14 protein-coding genes and 1 pseudogene are annotated in these 13,736 nt (G+C 70.4%); 5 read left to right on the forward strand and 10 right to left on the reverse strand.

What is annotated here, in order from left to right; genetic code table 11:
* Positions 1-18 precede the first annotated feature (18 nt).
* Positions 19-804, reverse strand: coding sequence for an SDR family NAD(P)-dependent oxidoreductase (locus KSF81_RS16330; protein WP_217379888.1), 786 nt, complete (start codon positions 802-804; stop codon positions 19-21).
* Positions 805-944: 140 nt separating this feature from the next.
* Here KSF81_RS16330 and KSF81_RS16335 point away from each other — a divergent pair, with 140 nt between their 5' ends.
* The 3 genes and pseudogenes from KSF81_RS16335 to KSF81_RS29815 all read left to right on the forward strand — a co-directional run bounded on the left by KSF81_RS16335 (position 945) and on the right by KSF81_RS29815 (position 3,382).
* Positions 945-1,922, forward strand: coding sequence for a tripartite tricarboxylate transporter substrate binding protein (locus tag KSF81_RS16335; protein ID WP_217379889.1), 978 nt, complete (start codon positions 945-947; stop codon positions 1,920-1,922).
* Between the two features lie 57 nt (positions 1,923-1,979).
* Positions 1,980-2,677, forward strand: a pseudogene (locus KSF81_RS16340) (MmgE/PrpD family protein); the annotation flags it as partial.
* A gap of 126 nt (positions 2,678-2,803) precedes the next feature.
* Positions 2,804-3,382 carry an MmgE/PrpD family protein gene (locus tag KSF81_RS29815; protein ID WP_256444339.1) on the forward strand — a complete coding sequence of 193 codons (579 nt, stop codon included), beginning with the start codon at positions 2,804-2,806 and terminating at the stop codon, positions 3,380-3,382.
* A gap of 375 nt (positions 3,383-3,757) precedes the next feature.
* On the opposite strand, the gene KSF81_RS16350 is transcribed toward KSF81_RS29815, so the two are convergent.
* The 7 genes from KSF81_RS16350 to KSF81_RS16380 all read right to left on the reverse strand — a co-directional run bounded on the left by KSF81_RS16350 (position 3,758) and on the right by KSF81_RS16380 (position 9,761).
* A complete protein-coding gene (locus KSF81_RS16350; protein ID WP_217379892.1) occupies positions 3,758-4,720 on the reverse strand; it encodes a dihydrodipicolinate synthase family protein in 963 nt (320 codons plus the stop codon).
* 37 nt (positions 4,721-4,757) lie between these two features.
* Complete coding sequence (locus KSF81_RS16355) at positions 4,758-5,747, reverse strand: tripartite tricarboxylate transporter substrate binding protein (RefSeq protein ID WP_217379893.1); 990 nt, start codon at positions 5,745-5,747, stop codon at positions 4,758-4,760.
* A 103-nt stretch (positions 5,748-5,850) separates the two neighbouring features.
* Complete coding sequence (locus KSF81_RS16360) at positions 5,851-6,471, reverse strand: thiamine pyrophosphate-dependent enzyme (RefSeq protein ID WP_254453563.1); 621 nt, start codon at positions 6,469-6,471, stop codon at positions 5,851-5,853.
* Positions 6,472-6,478: 7 nt separating this feature from the next.
* On the reverse strand, positions 6,479-7,021 hold the full coding sequence (locus tag KSF81_RS16365) for a thiamine pyrophosphate-binding protein (RefSeq protein ID WP_217379894.1): 543 nt from the start codon (positions 7,019-7,021) through the stop codon (positions 6,479-6,481).
* Between the two features lie 12 nt (positions 7,022-7,033).
* Positions 7,034-8,029, reverse strand: coding sequence for a tripartite tricarboxylate transporter substrate binding protein (locus KSF81_RS16370; protein WP_217379895.1), 996 nt, complete (start codon positions 8,027-8,029; stop codon positions 7,034-7,036).
* 90 nt (positions 8,030-8,119) lie between these two features.
* Positions 8,120-8,518 carry a VOC family protein gene (locus KSF81_RS16375; protein ID WP_217379896.1) on the reverse strand — a complete coding sequence of 133 codons (399 nt, stop codon included), beginning with the start codon at positions 8,516-8,518 and terminating at the stop codon, positions 8,120-8,122.
* Positions 8,519-8,540: 22 nt separating this feature from the next.
* Positions 8,541-9,761 carry an acyl-CoA dehydrogenase family protein gene (locus tag KSF81_RS16380; protein ID WP_217379897.1) on the reverse strand — a complete coding sequence of 407 codons (1,221 nt, stop codon included), beginning with the start codon at positions 9,759-9,761 and terminating at the stop codon, positions 8,541-8,543.
* Between the two features lie 97 nt (positions 9,762-9,858).
* On the opposite strand from KSF81_RS16380, the gene KSF81_RS16385 reads away from it, so the two are divergent.
* The gene (locus tag KSF81_RS16385) at positions 9,859-10,533 is read left to right on the forward strand and encodes a TetR/AcrR family transcriptional regulator (RefSeq protein ID WP_217379898.1); all 675 of its coding nucleotides are present in this window, start codon (positions 9,859-9,861) and stop codon (positions 10,531-10,533) included.
* Between the two features lie 207 nt (positions 10,534-10,740).
* On the opposite strand, the gene KSF81_RS16390 is transcribed toward KSF81_RS16385, so the two are convergent.
* Both KSF81_RS16390 and KSF81_RS16395 read right to left on the reverse strand, forming a co-directional pair.
* Entirely contained in the window at positions 10,741-11,751 is a 1,011-nt protein-coding gene (locus tag KSF81_RS16390) for an aldo/keto reductase (protein ID WP_217379899.1), read from the reverse strand.
* Between the two features lie 116 nt (positions 11,752-11,867).
* Positions 11,868-13,127, reverse strand: a complete 1,260-nt coding sequence (locus KSF81_RS16395) for a D-amino acid dehydrogenase (RefSeq protein WP_217379900.1) — start codon at positions 13,125-13,127, stop codon at positions 11,868-11,870.
* A gap of 106 nt (positions 13,128-13,233) precedes the next feature.
* Here KSF81_RS16395 and KSF81_RS16400 point away from each other — a divergent pair, with 106 nt between their 5' ends.
* Positions 13,234-13,710 (forward strand): Lrp/AsnC family transcriptional regulator, encoded by a 477-nt coding sequence (locus KSF81_RS16400; RefSeq protein ID WP_217379901.1) that lies wholly within the window; start codon positions 13,234-13,236, stop codon positions 13,708-13,710.
* Positions 13,711-13,736: the final 26 nt, after the last annotated feature.

Consider the following 13,736-nt stretch of genomic DNA (forward strand, 5'->3'; position numbering starts at 1 on the left):
TTCGGTCATCGGGCGGCATCAGAACAGCGCGTAGCCACCATCGATCACCAGCGTGTCGCCGGTATGGTAGGCGCTGGCGCTGCTCATCAGATAGACGGCGATGCCGCCGAAATCCTCGCCCTTGCCCCAGCGGCGCATCGGGATGCGGGGCATGACATTGCCGCGGAATTTCTCGTCCGCCGTGGATTTCGCCGTCATCTCGGTCTCGATCCAGCCGGGCAGGATGGCATTGGCGCGGATGCCATGGCGGGCGAGTTCCACCGCTAGCGCCCGGATCATCGAGACCATCCCGCCCTTGCTGGCGGCGTAGTGCTCGTTCCGCGCCGCGCCCTCGATGGCGGCGAGGGAGGCGGTGCCGACCAGCACGCCGCCGGCATCGCCCGCCTTGGCCCGCTCCACCATGTGCCGCGCGGCGGCCTGGAAGCAGTGGAAGGCGCCGGTGAGGTTCACCCGCAGCACGCGGTTCCAGGTCTCCGTGCTGTGCTCCAGGAAGGGCTGCTGCCGACCGCCGGAGATGCCGGCATTGGCGAAACAGCCATCGACCCGGCCGAGCACCCGCAGCGTTTCGGCGAAAGCGGCCTCGACCGCCGCCTCGTCGCCGACATCGCAGCGGAGCGCCAGCACGCGCCGCCCGGTGGCCTCCAGCGCCGCCCGCGCCGCCGCGTTCTTGGCTTCATTGGTGCCCCAGATGGCGATATCCGCGCCGGCTTCCGCCAACGCCATCGCCATGCCGAGTCCTATGCCGCCATTGCCGCCGGTGACCAGCGCCACCTTGCCGGTGAGATCGAATGGAGATTGGCCCATGCGCGCCTTCCTTCCCATGCTGCCCGCATGCTGCACCGGGCCGGCCGGGCTTGCCACCGGGCACCTTGCCACCGGGCACCTTGCCACCGGGCGCGGCGCCGCGCAGGCTCAGGCGGCAGAAGGAGGCGGGAGGAAGCCTGATGTTGACGCGCCGCGGCGCGCTGGGGGCGGCGGCCCTCGGCCTTGCCCTGCCCTGCCCCGCCCTGGCGCAGTTCCCGGACCGGCCGGTGCGACTGGTCGTGCCCTTCGCCGCCGGCGGCAACCTCGACACCCTGGCGCGGATCGTGGCGCCCGGGATGTCGCAGCGGCTGGGCCAGCCGGTGGTGATCGAGAACCGCGCCGGGGCCGGCGGCAATGTCGGAACCGAGATGGTCGCGCGGTCTCAGCCGGATGGCTATACCGTGCTGGTGGGCTCGAACGGCGCGCTGACCATCAACCCGGTCATCATGGCCCGCGTCCCCTATGATCCGGTGCGAGACTTCGCGCCGATCGGCCTCGGCTTCCGCACGCCGAACGTGCTGGTGGCGAGCCGCAAGCTGCCGGTGGAGACGCTGGCCGGGTTCATCGCCTATGCCAAGGCGCGGCCGGGCCAGGTGGCCTGCGCCTCACCGGGCTCGGGCACCTCCAACCACCTCATCATCGAGTTGTTCAATGCCGCGACCGGCGCCGGGCTGGTCCATGTGCCCTACCGCTCCAGCGGTGGTTCCGCCCCGGACCTGCTGGCCGGCACCCTGGCGGCGAGCATGGACCAGATCACCACCGCCCTGCCGCTGCATCGGGACGGGCAGGTGCGGATCATCGGCATCGGCCTGCCGCAACGGAGCCCGCTGCTGCCTGATGTGCCGACCTTCGCGGAGGTAGGGCTGCCGGATGGCGGGCTGGTCGCCTTCATCGGCCTGCTGGCGCCGGCCGCGACGCCGCCGGATGCGGTGGCGCGGCTGCGCGACGCTTTCGCCGGCGCGCTGGCCGACCCCGCGCTGCGGAGCCGGATCGGGGGCATGGGCAGCGTCATCGCCAGCGGCGCGGATGTGACGCCTGAGGGATTCGCGGCGCTGCTGCGGCGGGAGCTGGAGCTTTCCCGCCAGGCCGCGCAACTTGCCGGGATCAAGCCGGAATGATCCAAGGCCGGGCCGCGCAGGTTCCGGCCGGATACCCTGACAGGAAACACCTCAAGCATGGATGCCACCGCCCAGCCGCTCCTGCCCCACGCCACGCGCAACCTGGCCCGCTTCGCCGCGGCGCTCCGCTTCGAGGATCTTCCGGCGCCGGCCGTTGCGCAGGCGAAGCTCTGCCTGCTGGATGGCATCGGCGTTTGCCTGCATGGGGCGCGCCTGCCCTGGACACGGCACATCCAGGCGATGGTGCTGGAGGAGGGCGCGACGCCCGCGGCCTCCTTCTGGGGCACCGGGCAGCGCGGGTCGCTGGCGCAGGCGGTGCTGGTGAATGGCTCCGCCGGGCATGGATTCGAGATGGACGACATCCACAAGGAGTCGGTCCTGCATCCGATTCGCTCACCACGCCAATCGCGCTCGGCTTCGCGGAAACCCAGGGCGGGTTGCCGGGGCGGGATCTGCTCACCGCCATCGTCGCCGGCTATGAGGTCGGCACGCGCATCGGCAATGCGGCAACCACCGCGCTGTTCCTGAACGGCTTCCACCCGCAGGGCACCAGCGGCAGCTTCACCGCGGCCGCCACCGCCGGGCGGCTGCTCGGCCTGGATGCGGGGCGGATGCAGCATGCGCTCGGCATCGCCGGCTCCATGGCGGCGGGGCTGATGGCGGCGCAGGAAGGGGCGATGGTGAAGCGCCTGCATGCCGGCCGCGCGGCGGAAAGCGGCCTGCGGGCGGCGCAGCTCGCCGCACGCGGCTTCACCGGCATCACGGATATCCTGGAGGCGCCCTATGGCGGCTTCCTCAGCGCGCTGTCGCGCACGCCCATCCCGGCCAAGCTGACCGCCGGGTTTGGCGAGACCTGGGAGGTGCTGAATACCGGCTTCAAGATGTATCCCAGCGTCACCAGCATCCACAGCGCGCTGGACGCGCTGCGCCACATCATGGCGACGGAGCGCCTGGCCGCCGCCGATATCGAGCGGATCGAGGTGGGCTGCGGCCACATGACCTACGTCCACACCGCCTGGCCCTATCGCCCGGCCGGCGTCACCGCGGCGCAGATGAACATCTTCTATGGCTTGGCGGTGACGGCGTTGCATGGCGAGGCGACGGCGGCATACTACGCCGAGGATTACCTGGAGGACCCGGCGATCCTCGGCTTCATTCCCCGCATCGCCGTGGCGGAGGACCCGGAGTTGGAGGCGAAGGGCGCCGCCTTCCGCCATGCCTGCCGCATGCTGGTGCATACCAGGGGCGGCGGCAGCTTCCGGCATGAGGTCCTCAACCGCCGCGGCAGCCCGGAAAACCCAGTGAGCGCCGCCGAGGTCGAGGCGAAGTTCCGCGCCAATGTCGCCGCCTGCCTGCCTGGTCGCGAGACGGACCGGGTGGTGGCGCTGGTCGCCGGCTTCGAGGCGCTGGACAGCACAGAAGAACTGACCACCATCCTGGGCGTGGCCTGGCAGGTCTGAGGCCAGCGCGCGCCGGGCCGTAGCTCAGACCGTCAACGCATCCACCGGTGACAGGCAGCGGATGCACCGGCCGGCCCTCCCCGCCGCGATATTGATGACCCGCAGCGTCCGCGGATCATGGGCAAACAATTCCCGCCGGGATCACCCGCCCTGGTGGCGCAGGAGCGCACCGGCGCTCCGTCGATCAGCACGGTGCAGCGGCATTTCCGGCGCAACATCGAGCGCCTGGTTGCGCCCGTTGACGGTCAGGCTCCTGGCCATACCCGCCTCCCACCCTTCATGCAGCGTCCTGGCCGCGGCCGGTTGCTGGTGCTTCGGCCTTCTTCCGCGGCTTGGCGGGGCAGGATACGTGTGGAAGCCGTTCTGGAACGCCGGCTATTCCGCGGCAATATCCACCCTTGGCTGCAGACCGGCGGCATCGATCGCCTGTGCAATGCGGGCGACCTCCGCGGGCGGCAGGCGCTTCAGGGGCGGACGCACAACCGCGCGGGGCAGCCGGCCAAGCAGCACCAGCGCCTCCTTCATCCGGTTGTGCATGTCGAAGGAAGGCTCCGCGTAGAAGACCTCGGCGGTTGGGCGGATGCGAGCATTCACCGCCTGCGCCGCCGCCAGGTCGCCGCGCCGCACCGCCTCGAACAACTCCACATGCAGCTCGGCGATGACGCTGCCCGAGCCCGACAGCAGCCCCTGGCAGCCCGTGACCAGCGAGGCCATCAGCCAGGCGCTGTGGGTGCTGAGCACATTCACCGGCCGGGGCAGCGCGCCCAGCGCCGCCACATGACGCTCCGCCAGCGCCGGGTCGCCGCTGCCGTCCTTGATGGCACGGATGCTCGGCATCTCGGCCGCCAGTTCCCGCAGAGTCGCCAGCGGATAGGTGAGGCCGGTCGCCAGCGCATACTGGAACAGGATCAGCGGCAGGTCGGTGGCCGCGGCGATGGCGCGCACATGGTCGGCCAGGCAGTCCGGCCGCGCCGTATGGCCGCGCGCCAGGATGTTCGGCGGAAAGACCAACAGGCAGGAGGCGCCATCCGCCGCCGCCGCCCGGGCCAGCCGCACCGCCTGCATCGTGCCATCGGCATAGACGCCGGCCACCACGGGCAGGCGGCCGCCGATCTCCTCCATGGTCAGCGCCATCACCTCGCGCTGTTCCTCGGGGTCGCAGGAACTGACCTCCGAGGCATGGGCATTGGTGGTGATGGCGGTGATGCCGCGCGTGCCGCCGACATCGCGCAGATGCCGGCGGTAGGCGGCGCGGTCGATCGAGAGATCCTCCTGGAAGGGCAGCAGGCAGGCCGGGATGACGCCCTGCGGGATGAAATCGGGGAAGGGAGCGGGCATGGTCCTGGTCTCCTCCGTGTTTCGGGCAGGCCTGGCTTCAATCCAGATACAGGTTGAACTCCTGGGCGATGCGGCGATAGCGGGCATATTCGCTGGCGATGAAGGCGCCGAATTGCGCGGCCGTGCCGCCCCGGGGCTCCAGCCCGATGGTGGCGAGGCGCTGCTTCACCTCGGGATCCCGGAGCGCGAGGTTGGCAGCGGCGTTCAGCCTTTCGACCACGTCGGCCGGGGTGCCGCGCGGCGCCGCGATGCCGTTCCAGCCGAACAGGTCCATGCCGCGATAACCAAGCTCCACCAGGGTCGGGGCGTCAGGGAAGATGGACCAGCGTTCGGCGCCGGTGGTGGCGACCGGAAACAGCCGGCCGGCCTCCACATGCGGGCGGGCGGCGGCGGCGTAATGGGTATCGAGGCGGCCGGCCAGCACTTCCTGGATCGCTGGCGCGTCGCCGGGGAAGTGGATGGGCTCGAAGGTGGCGCCGGTCGCCTGGGTCAGCATCAGCGCCAGGATATGGCCGGTGCCGCCGGGGCCGGTGGTGCCGAAGGTGATGCGGCCCTCGCGGTGTGCCAGCGCGACCATGTCGGCCATGCTGCGGATGCCGCGGTCCGAGCGCACCACCAGCGCGAAGGGCGAGACCACGCCCAGCATGACCGGGGCGAAATCCTCGACCGGATTGTAGCCAACATTGCGCCGCAGCGCCGGCGCCTGCGCATTGCTGGCGGCATTGGCCTGCAGCAGCATGTAGCCATCCGGCGCGGCGGCCCGGACCAGTTCGGCACCGATGGTGCCGGTGGCGCCGGCGCGGTTCTCCACGACCACGCTCTGGCCGAGGGTCCGGGTCATCTGCGCCGCCAGCAGGCGGGCGGGGATGTCCGTGAGGCCGCCCGGCGCGAAGGGCACCACCAGGCGGATCGGCCGGTTCGGGTAATCCGCCGGCTGCGCCATGGCGCCGCCCGCCGCGAAGCCGAGGCCGGCGGCGAGCAGGGCGCGGCGGCCCCGGAGTATCCCGCATGGCGCGCGGTCTGGCATCTTGGGCTGGTCCTCGCCTCGCCGCCGTCTCTGCCGGACGGCTGGTGCCTTGCAGGGTGGCGAGCCGCGCTTCTGCCTGTCAAGCGCGGCGCCTTTCCCTGCCTTACCCCGGCAGTTTCGACTTCTTCGCCCCCATGCCGCGCATGAAGCGATCGCGGATCTGCGCCGGGTCGCGCTCGGTCTGGGACACCGGCGGCTGGTCGTCCAGCTTGAGGCCGATGAAATGCGGCCCGTCCGTCTCCAGGCAATGCTGCACCAGCCGCTCGAAATCCGCCTCATCCGCGGCCCAGACCGCGCCCGGCAGGCCGCAGGCGCGGGCGATGGCGGCGTAATCCGTGCCGCCGGAAGCCGGGGTCGGCTGGCCGCCGGTGATCTGGTAGACGCCGTTGTCGAAGACCAGGATCGCCAGGTTCTTCGGCGCCAGGGCGGCGACGGTGGAGAGGCAGCCAAGCTGCATCAGCAGCGACCCGTCGCCCTCCAGCGCGAAGACCTTCCGCCGCGGCTGCGCCAGCGCCACGCCGAGCGCGATCGGGATGGCCAGGCCCATGCTGCCGAGCATGTAGAAATTCTGCGCCCGGTGCCCGGCCGACCAGAGGTCGAAATTGCTGTTGCCGATGCCGCCGATCACCGCTTCGTCGTTCCGCAGCCGCGCCACCAGGCGCTGCGTCAGGTCGAAGCGGTACATGCGCTTGGCGTTATGCGCGGTGGTCAGGGATTGGGACATGGCCGCCTCACGCCTTCGGGGTCACGATCTTGCCGCCGGTCAGCAGCGGCGACAGGATCAGCGCCGCCGGCTGCTGCGTCATCAGGGCCTGCTTGATGGTGCGGTCGCAGAGGAACTCGCATTCGTCGAGCCGGCTGACCACATGATGCTCCATCCCGAGGCTCTCCAGCACCGGCCGCATGGTGCGCCAGACCATCGCCTGGCCGATGTTGAACTCGCCTAAAGTGCCGCGCTCGCTCACCATCATCAGCGCCGGAATCTGGAAGGCGCAGGGCAGCGAGGCCAGCACATTGGCGAGGGTCGCGAAGCCGCTGGTCTGCATCAGCACGATGCCGCGCCTGCCGGCCATCCAGGCGCCGGAGACGATGCCGATCGCCTCCTCCTCCCGCGCCGTGGTGAAGGTGGTGAAGAAGGGATCGGCGTGGATGGCGTTGATCAGCGGCTTCAGCACGTTGTCCGGCACATAGGGCACCAGCCTGATGTCATTCGCCTTGAGCACATCCAGCACGATCTCGTGCCAGGCGCGCGGCGGCGCGGGATCCTTCTGCATTCTCTTCCCCTGCTAATCGGCCGTGATGCCGGCCTGCTGCACCACCTGGCGCCAGAGCGGCACCTCGCGCGCAACCCGCGCCCGCAGCTCGGCGGCGCCGCCACCCACCACCGGCATCCCGGCCTGGCGGAAGCGCTGCTGGATCTCCGGCCGGCGCAGCGTCTCGGAAACCGCCGCGTTCAGCCGCTCCATCACCGGCTCCGGCACGCCGTCGGGTGCAAACAGAGCGAGGAAGGTTTCCGAGACCGCGTCCTGGATGCCAAGCTCGCCGAGGCTCGGCAGGTCCGGCCAGTCGGGCTGGCGGCCCTCGCCGGTATGCGCCAGCGGCCGCAATTGGCCGGAGCGAAGCTGCGCCTCCACCGAGCCCTGATGCGCCACCACCAGGTCCACGGTGCCGGCGATCGCCGCCTGCACCGCCGGCCCGGCGCCCACGAAGGAGACATGCTGCATGGCGATGCCGGCGCGCGCCTTCAGCACCTCGCCCGCCAGATGCGGCGTGGTGCCGCTGCCGGGGCTGGCGTAGTTCAGCCGGTCGGGATTGGCTTTCGCGAAAGCGACGAGCTCCGGCAATGTGCGGAAGGGGCTGTCCGGCCGCACCGCAATGACATTGGGCGAGGCGCCGAGCGTGGCGATCGGCTGGAAGTCCCGGAAGGGATCATAGGGCGCCCGCTTGTAGAGGCTCGGGTTGACCACGAAGGCGCTGGAGGTGGCGAGCAGCATATAACCATCCGGCTGCGCCCGCGCGACATAGCCGATGCCGATATTGCCCCCAGCGCCGCCGCGGTTCTCCACCACCACCGGGCGCCCCAGAAGCTCGGTGAGCGAAGGCGCGATCAGCCGCGCCGAGATGTCGGAGGAACCACCGGGCGCGAAGGAGACGACGATGGTGATCGTCCGCTCCGGCCAGGCACCCTGCGCCCGAAGGCCGGCCGGCGCGAGGCCGGCGGCCGTCGCGCCCGCGATGAAGGCGCGCCGGCCCGGCCGGCGCTGGCTGTGATCCTGGGGCACATGTCCTCCGCGCGGGCCTTGCTGGTCGCCCGTCGCCGCCTTTCTAGCGCGGCTTCGCGCCCCTCGCCACCCGGGTGCCCCGTGGCAGGGTCAGGCGGTGGTTTCTTCCGGCGGGTAGTTCAGTTCCACCGCCACCCCGTCCGGGTCATGCAGGAAGATCTGGGTCTGCCGGTCGCGCGGGATCACCCGTTCCTCATGCTCGACGCGGTGCCGCGCCAGCCGCTCCCGCATCTCGGCGAGGCCGGTGCAGGCGAAGGCGATGTGGTCGAGCTGGCCGGTCCCGCCCTTGACGCGCGGGATATGCGCATCGCGCTCGCGCGGGCCGATCAGGTGGACCGTGGGCTGGCCGCCGCAATAGAGCCAATAGCCCGCGAAGCCCAGCGGCGGCCGGTAGCCGATCTCCAGCCCCAGGACATCCACGTAGAAATCCTTGGTCGCCTCAAGATCGACCGGCTTGATGGTGTAGTGGTTCAGCCCGTTGAGGCCCATGGCCCATTCCCTCCCCCCGCTGTCAGATGAACCGCGCATGCGGCTGCAGCCCAAGGAAATGCTGGCCGCAGACCTCCAGATGCGCGCTGCGCCCCTGCACCTGCTGGCCGGAGGCGTGGATGTCGCGCATGCGGCGCTCGAAGGGCTCGCTCTCGAAGATCGCGGTGGCGCCGGCCTCGTGATAGGCCCATTCCACCACCTCCTTCGCGCGGTGTATCGCGGAGGTGGAGGCGAGGCGGATCAGCACCTTCTCCTCCATCGTCACCTGGCCGCGCCGTGCCGCCGCCTCCCAGCTTTCCTCCAGCACTTCCAGCAGGAAGGCGCGGGCGGAGCGGAGCTTGGCCTCGGCCTGGGCGGTGCCGTTCTGGATCACCTCGCTGTCGCGCAGCATGCGCGTGGTCGCGGCCGGCGTCTTCTTCACGGCCATGGACTTGAACTCCTCCAGCATGCCGCGGGCGATGCCCAGCGAGACGCCGGCGAAGCCGGAGGCATAGATATGCGTGGTGGAGAATTGGTAGAGTGTGCCTGGCAGCCGGCGCTCGGCGTCGATGTCGCGCTGCACGGTGTACCGGTCGGGCACGAAGAGCGCCTGGACGGAATAGGTGTCGCTGCCGGTGCCGCGCAGCCCGACCACATCCCAGGCTTCCACCATCGTCACCTGGTCGCGCCGGAACATCATGGTGCGCTCGATCGGCTTGCCGTCGGGCCCGGCGCGCAGCGTGCCGCCGGGTTCCTGCACCCGGCAATGGCCGCCGATCCAGGTGGCGTGCCTGCCGCCGCTGGCGAAGCGCCAGGTGCCGGTGACGCGATAGCCGCCCTCCACCACCTCGGCGAGCCCATTGCCCATGCCCCAGGCGGTGGCGGCGCGCGGGTCGCTGCCCCAGATCTCCCAGGCCACCTCCGGCGCCATATAGGCCGCCGCCATGGAACAGCCGGAAGCTTGGCCGAGGCACCAGGCGGTGCTGGCATCGGCGGCGGCGATCACCTCCTGCATGCGGACGAAACTGGCGGGCGTGACCTCCTCGCCGCCATAGGCGCGGGGCAGCAGGGTGCGGAACAGCGCCGCGCCATGCAGCGCATCCAGCACATCGGGCGGCAGACAGCGCCCGGCTTCGATCCGCGGGGCGGCGGCGGCGATCAGCGGGGCGAGCGCCCTGGCGCGGGCGACCGGGTCGGTCCGCTCCTGCGCCTCGGCGCGGCCCCGCGCGGGGCTGCTCTCGGTGATGTCCAGCGCCGCGCTCATGGTCCATCCCCTGTTCCGGAAAATCGGTCGACCGACCAAATCTCGACAGAGGGGCTCCGGCATGTCAAGCCTGATGCCTGCGCCCCAAGGAGAGGGAATGAGCCGAGGCATCGCGGTTTCCGAGACAGTCCAGCCAACCGCCGGCGTCGAATCCGCGCCGGCCGTGCCGACCCGCATCCTCGATGTGGCGCAGGAACTCTTTGCCGAGCATGGCTATGCCGCCACCTCCACCCGCGCCATCGCGGAAGGCGCGCGGGTCAACCTGGCGCAGTTGCACTACCACTTCGGCGCCAAGCGGGACCTGTTCAAGGCCGCCTATCTGCGCGGCGCGGTGCAGGTCACGGAGGCACGGCAAAGGGCCCTGGCCGAGGCCCTGGCACGTCACCCGGAAGGCGTCGTGCCACTGGAGGAGCTGGTCCGCAGCTTCGTCACCCCCTTCATGCTCAATGGCGCGACGCCCGAGGGCCGCGCCACCATGCGGATGCATGCCAGGTTGCACACCGAACCGGGCGACATCTCGAAGGAGGTGCTGAGCCTGGTCTATGACGAGACCACGCTTGCCTATGTCGCGGCCTTCCGGCGCAGCCTGCCGCATCTGAGTCACGAGACGCTCTGCTGGCGCCTGTATTTCATGATGGGCGCCTATCGCTACACGCTGCTCCGCACCGGGCGGCTGGAGGCGATGTCCGGCGGCGCCTGCGACAGCGGCGACTTCGACCGCGCGGTGGCGGAGATCCTGCCCTTCCTCACCGCCGGACTCGCCGCGCCCTAGTGGTCCGATCCTGACACTTGGTTCCCAAGTGTCAGGTGAATCGGCCCACAAAATCAACGGCTAGTGGTGCGTGCCAGGCGGTAACAACCGTCTGGCACGCACCACTAGATCACGGTCTTCCGGACTGTGATCCAGGTTTTCCTCATGCGGCCAACTTCGCCGCCCTGGCCGGAAGCGCCTGACGTTTCCAGCCAAGGCGGCGTTGGCCTAGCCGGTGACGGGAACGCGCCCCTCGATCGGATATTGCGGGTCGTTGTAGCCGGGTGTGGAGGGATGCCCGGGCGAGACCAGGCGGTTCACCAGCGCCTCATCCGCCGCGGTGAAGCGGGTGCCGAGCGCGGCGATGTAGTCCTCCAGATGCGCCTCGGTGCGCGGGCCGACGATGGTGCCGGTGATCAGCGCATTGTTCAGCACCCAGGCGATGGCGAAATGCGCCGGGCTGGTGCCGGCAGCCTCGGCATGGGCGCGGATGGTCTGGGCGATCTCCAGCGATTCGGCGCGAAGCTCCGTCTCCAGCATGCGCCTGTCACCACGCGCAGCGCGGCTTTCCGCCGGCGGCGCCGCGCCCGGCGCGTATTTCGCCGTCAGCACGCCGCGCGCCAGCGGGCTATAGGGCACGAGGCCGAGGCCGTAATGCACCGCGGCCGGGATCTGCTCCACCTCCGGCTGGCGGTTCATGGCGTTGTAGTAGGGCTGCGAGACCACCGGCCGGTCGATCCCCATCCGGTCGCAGAGGTTGCAGATCTCCGCGATCCGCCAGGAGCGGTAGTTGGAGACGCCGAAATGCCGGATCTTGCCGGCGCGCACCAGGTCGCCAAGCGCCCGCACCGTCACTTCCAGCGGCGTCTCGTGATCCTCCTTGTGCAGGTAGAGGATATCGATGAAATCGGTCCGCAGCCGGCGCAGGCTGGCCTCGGCGCCCTGGATGACCCATTTCCGCGACAGGCCGCGCTCATTCGGGCCGCGCCCCATCGGGTTGGCAATCTTCGTCGCCAGCACCCAGGCGTTGCGCTGCGGGGCGATGGCTTCCCCCACCACCTCCTCGGACCGGCCGCCATTATAGGCATCGGCGGTGTCGAGGAAATTGAAGCCGGCCTCGGCTGCACGGGCGATCAGGCGTTGGCTGGTGGCGGCATCGGTGGCGCCGCCGAACATCATGGTCCCCAGGCAGAGCCGGCTGACCTGCAGCCCGCTGCGGCCCAATACGCGGTATTCCATGCCTCTCTCCCCTGCCCGGCAACCCTCGGCGAAGGGGTAGCACCCGGAGGCCCGGGCTTGTAGCCCCGTCCCGGCGCGGCAGGCGTCGATGCCCGGAGCAACCTCGTGCCGGAGGCTCAGACCGCGGCGTAGCGGGAGAGCGCCAGGTCCTGGTGGTCGATCTCCGGCTTCCGGCCAGTGACGAGATCCGCGAGCAGCCGCCCGGAGCCGCAGGCCATGGTCCAGCCCAGGGTGCCATGCCCGGTATTGAGATGCAGGTTGCGGAGCCGCGTCGGCCCCACCACCGGCGTGCCATCCGGCGTCATCGGCCGGAGCCCGGTCCAGAAGGTGGCCTGCGCCAGGTCGCCGCCGCGCGGGAAAAGGTCGCGCACGGAATGCGCCAGCGTCTCCCGCCGCGGCGCCCGCAGGCGGAGCGAGAAGCCGGCCAGCTCCGCCGTGCCACCGACGCGGATGCGGTCGCCGAGCCGGGTGATGGCCACTTTATAGGTCTCGTCCATCACGGTGGAGACGGGCGCGGCCTTCGCATCCGTCACCGGCAGGGTCAGGGAATAGCCCTTCACCGGATAGACCGGCACCTTCACCCCGAGTGGCCGCAGCAGCGCCGGGGAATAGCTGCCCATCGCCACCACGTAGCTGTCGGCGCTGAGGCGCCCCTGGTCGGTGACGACGCCGGTGATGCGGTCGCCCTCTGCCTCCAGCCCCTGCACCGTCACGCCGTAGCGGAAGCGCACCCCGGCGGCCGTGGCCAAGGCGGCCAGGCGCTGGGTGAAGAGATGCGCGTCGCCGGTCTCGTCGCCCGGCAGGCGCAGGCCCCCCACGAACTTGCCCGGCACCAGCCCAAGCGCCGGCTCCGCCGCCACGCAGCCGGCAGGGTCGAGCAGTTCGTAGGGCACCCGGAAGGCATCCAGCACGGCGGTATCGCCGCCGACCGCATCCAACTGCTTCTGGGTGCGGAAGAGCTGCAGGGTGCCCTTGCTGCGCTGGTCATAGGCGATGCCGGTCTCGGTGCGCAGGTCGCGCAGGCAGTCGCGGCTGTATTCGGCGAGCCGCACCATGCGCGACTTGTTCAGCGCATAGGCGGCCTCGGTGCAATTGGCCAGCATCTGCGCCAGCCAGCGATAGAGCCCGCCATCCGCCTGCGGCCAGAGCACCAGCGGCCGGTGGCGCATCATCAGCCATTTCAGCGCCTTCACCGGAATGCCCGGTCCGGCCCAGGGGGCGGAATAGCCGGGCGAGACCTGGCCGGCATTGGCGAAGCTGGTCTCCATGCCGGCGGCGGGCTGGCGGTCCAGCACCGTGACCTCATGGCCAGCGCGGGCCAGATACCAGGCGCTGGTCACGCCGACCACGCCGCTGCCCAGCACGATCACCCGCATGGAAGCCTCCCTCGCCGTCCCGTTCCGACCATCAGGCTAATCGGCTGGGCCTGCGCATTTCACGCCGCATGCTTGAATTCCTTGCGGTCCGGCATGGTTTATTCGCATGATCCAGCGTCAATTCGCAGGAAATTGCGTGCACGCCTTGGACGAGCCCGACCGCGCCATCATTCGCCTGCTGCGCGCCGATGGCCGCATGAGCAATGCCGCGCTGGCGGAGGCGGTGGGCCTCTCGCCCTCCGCCTGCCTGCGCCGGCTGCGGCTGCTGGAACGGCGCGGGGTGATCCGCGGCTATACCGTCATCCTGGATGAGCCGGCGCCGCGCGATCTGGTGGTGGTGATCGTGCAGATCACCCTGGAACGCCAGACCGACGAGCATCTCCGCCGCTTCGAGGATGCGGTGCGCCGCTGCCCCGAGGTGCGCGAATGCTACCTGATGACCGGTATCGCCGACTACCTGCTGCGGGTGGAGGCGCGCGACGCCGCGGATTATGAGCGCATCCACAAGGAGCAGCTCTCGCGGATGCCCGGCGTCGCGCGCATCCAGTCCAGCTTCGCCATCCGCAGCGTGATCCGCGGTTGAGGCGGGGCCAGAGCAGGATCAGGGCG

Source organism: Siccirubricoccus sp. G192 (assembly GCF_019084075.1).
Lineage (GTDB): Bacteria > Pseudomonadota > Alphaproteobacteria > Acetobacterales > Acetobacteraceae > G192.

What these genes read in the sequence shown, in the direction of transcription:
- KSF81_RS16330 (WP_217379888.1), bottom strand. Translation starts at nt 804, where the DNA reads ATGGGCCAATCTCCATTCGATCTCACCGGCAAGGTGGCGCTGGTCACC.
- KSF81_RS16335 (WP_217379889.1), top strand. Translation starts at nt 945, where the DNA reads ATGTTGACGCGCCGCGGCGCGCTGGGGGCGGCGGCCCTCGGCCTTGCC.
- KSF81_RS29815 (WP_256444339.1), top strand. Translation starts at nt 2,804, where the DNA reads ATGTATCCCAGCGTCACCAGCATCCACAGCGCGCTGGACGCGCTGCGC.
- KSF81_RS16350 (WP_217379892.1), bottom strand. Translation starts at nt 4,720, where the DNA reads ATGCCCGCTCCCTTCCCCGATTTCATCCCGCAGGGCGTCATCCCGGCC.
- KSF81_RS16355 (WP_217379893.1), bottom strand. Translation starts at nt 5,747, where the DNA reads ATGCCAGACCGCGCGCCATGCGGGATACTCCGGGGCCGCCGCGCCCTG.
- KSF81_RS16360 (WP_254453563.1), bottom strand. Translation starts at nt 6,471, where the DNA reads ATGTCCCAATCCCTGACCACCGCGCATAACGCCAAGCGCATGTACCGC.
- KSF81_RS16365 (WP_217379894.1), bottom strand. Translation starts at nt 7,021, where the DNA reads ATGCAGAAGGATCCCGCGCCGCCGCGCGCCTGGCACGAGATCGTGCTG.
- KSF81_RS16375 (WP_217379896.1), bottom strand. Translation starts at nt 8,518, where the DNA reads ATGGGCCTCAACGGGCTGAACCACTACACCATCAAGCCGGTCGATCTT.
- KSF81_RS16380 (WP_217379897.1), bottom strand. Translation starts at nt 9,761, where the DNA reads ATGAGCGCGGCGCTGGACATCACCGAGAGCAGCCCCGCGCGGGGCCGC.
- KSF81_RS16385 (WP_217379898.1), top strand. Translation starts at nt 9,859, where the DNA reads ATGAGCCGAGGCATCGCGGTTTCCGAGACAGTCCAGCCAACCGCCGGC.
- KSF81_RS16390 (WP_217379899.1), bottom strand. Translation starts at nt 11,751, where the DNA reads ATGGAATACCGCGTATTGGGCCGCAGCGGGCTGCAGGTCAGCCGGCTC.
- KSF81_RS16395 (WP_217379900.1), bottom strand. Translation starts at nt 13,127, where the DNA reads ATGCGGGTGATCGTGCTGGGCAGCGGCGTGGTCGGCGTGACCAGCGCC.
- KSF81_RS16400 (WP_217379901.1), top strand. Translation starts at nt 13,234, where the DNA reads ATGATCCAGCGTCAATTCGCAGGAAATTGCGTGCACGCCTTGGACGAG.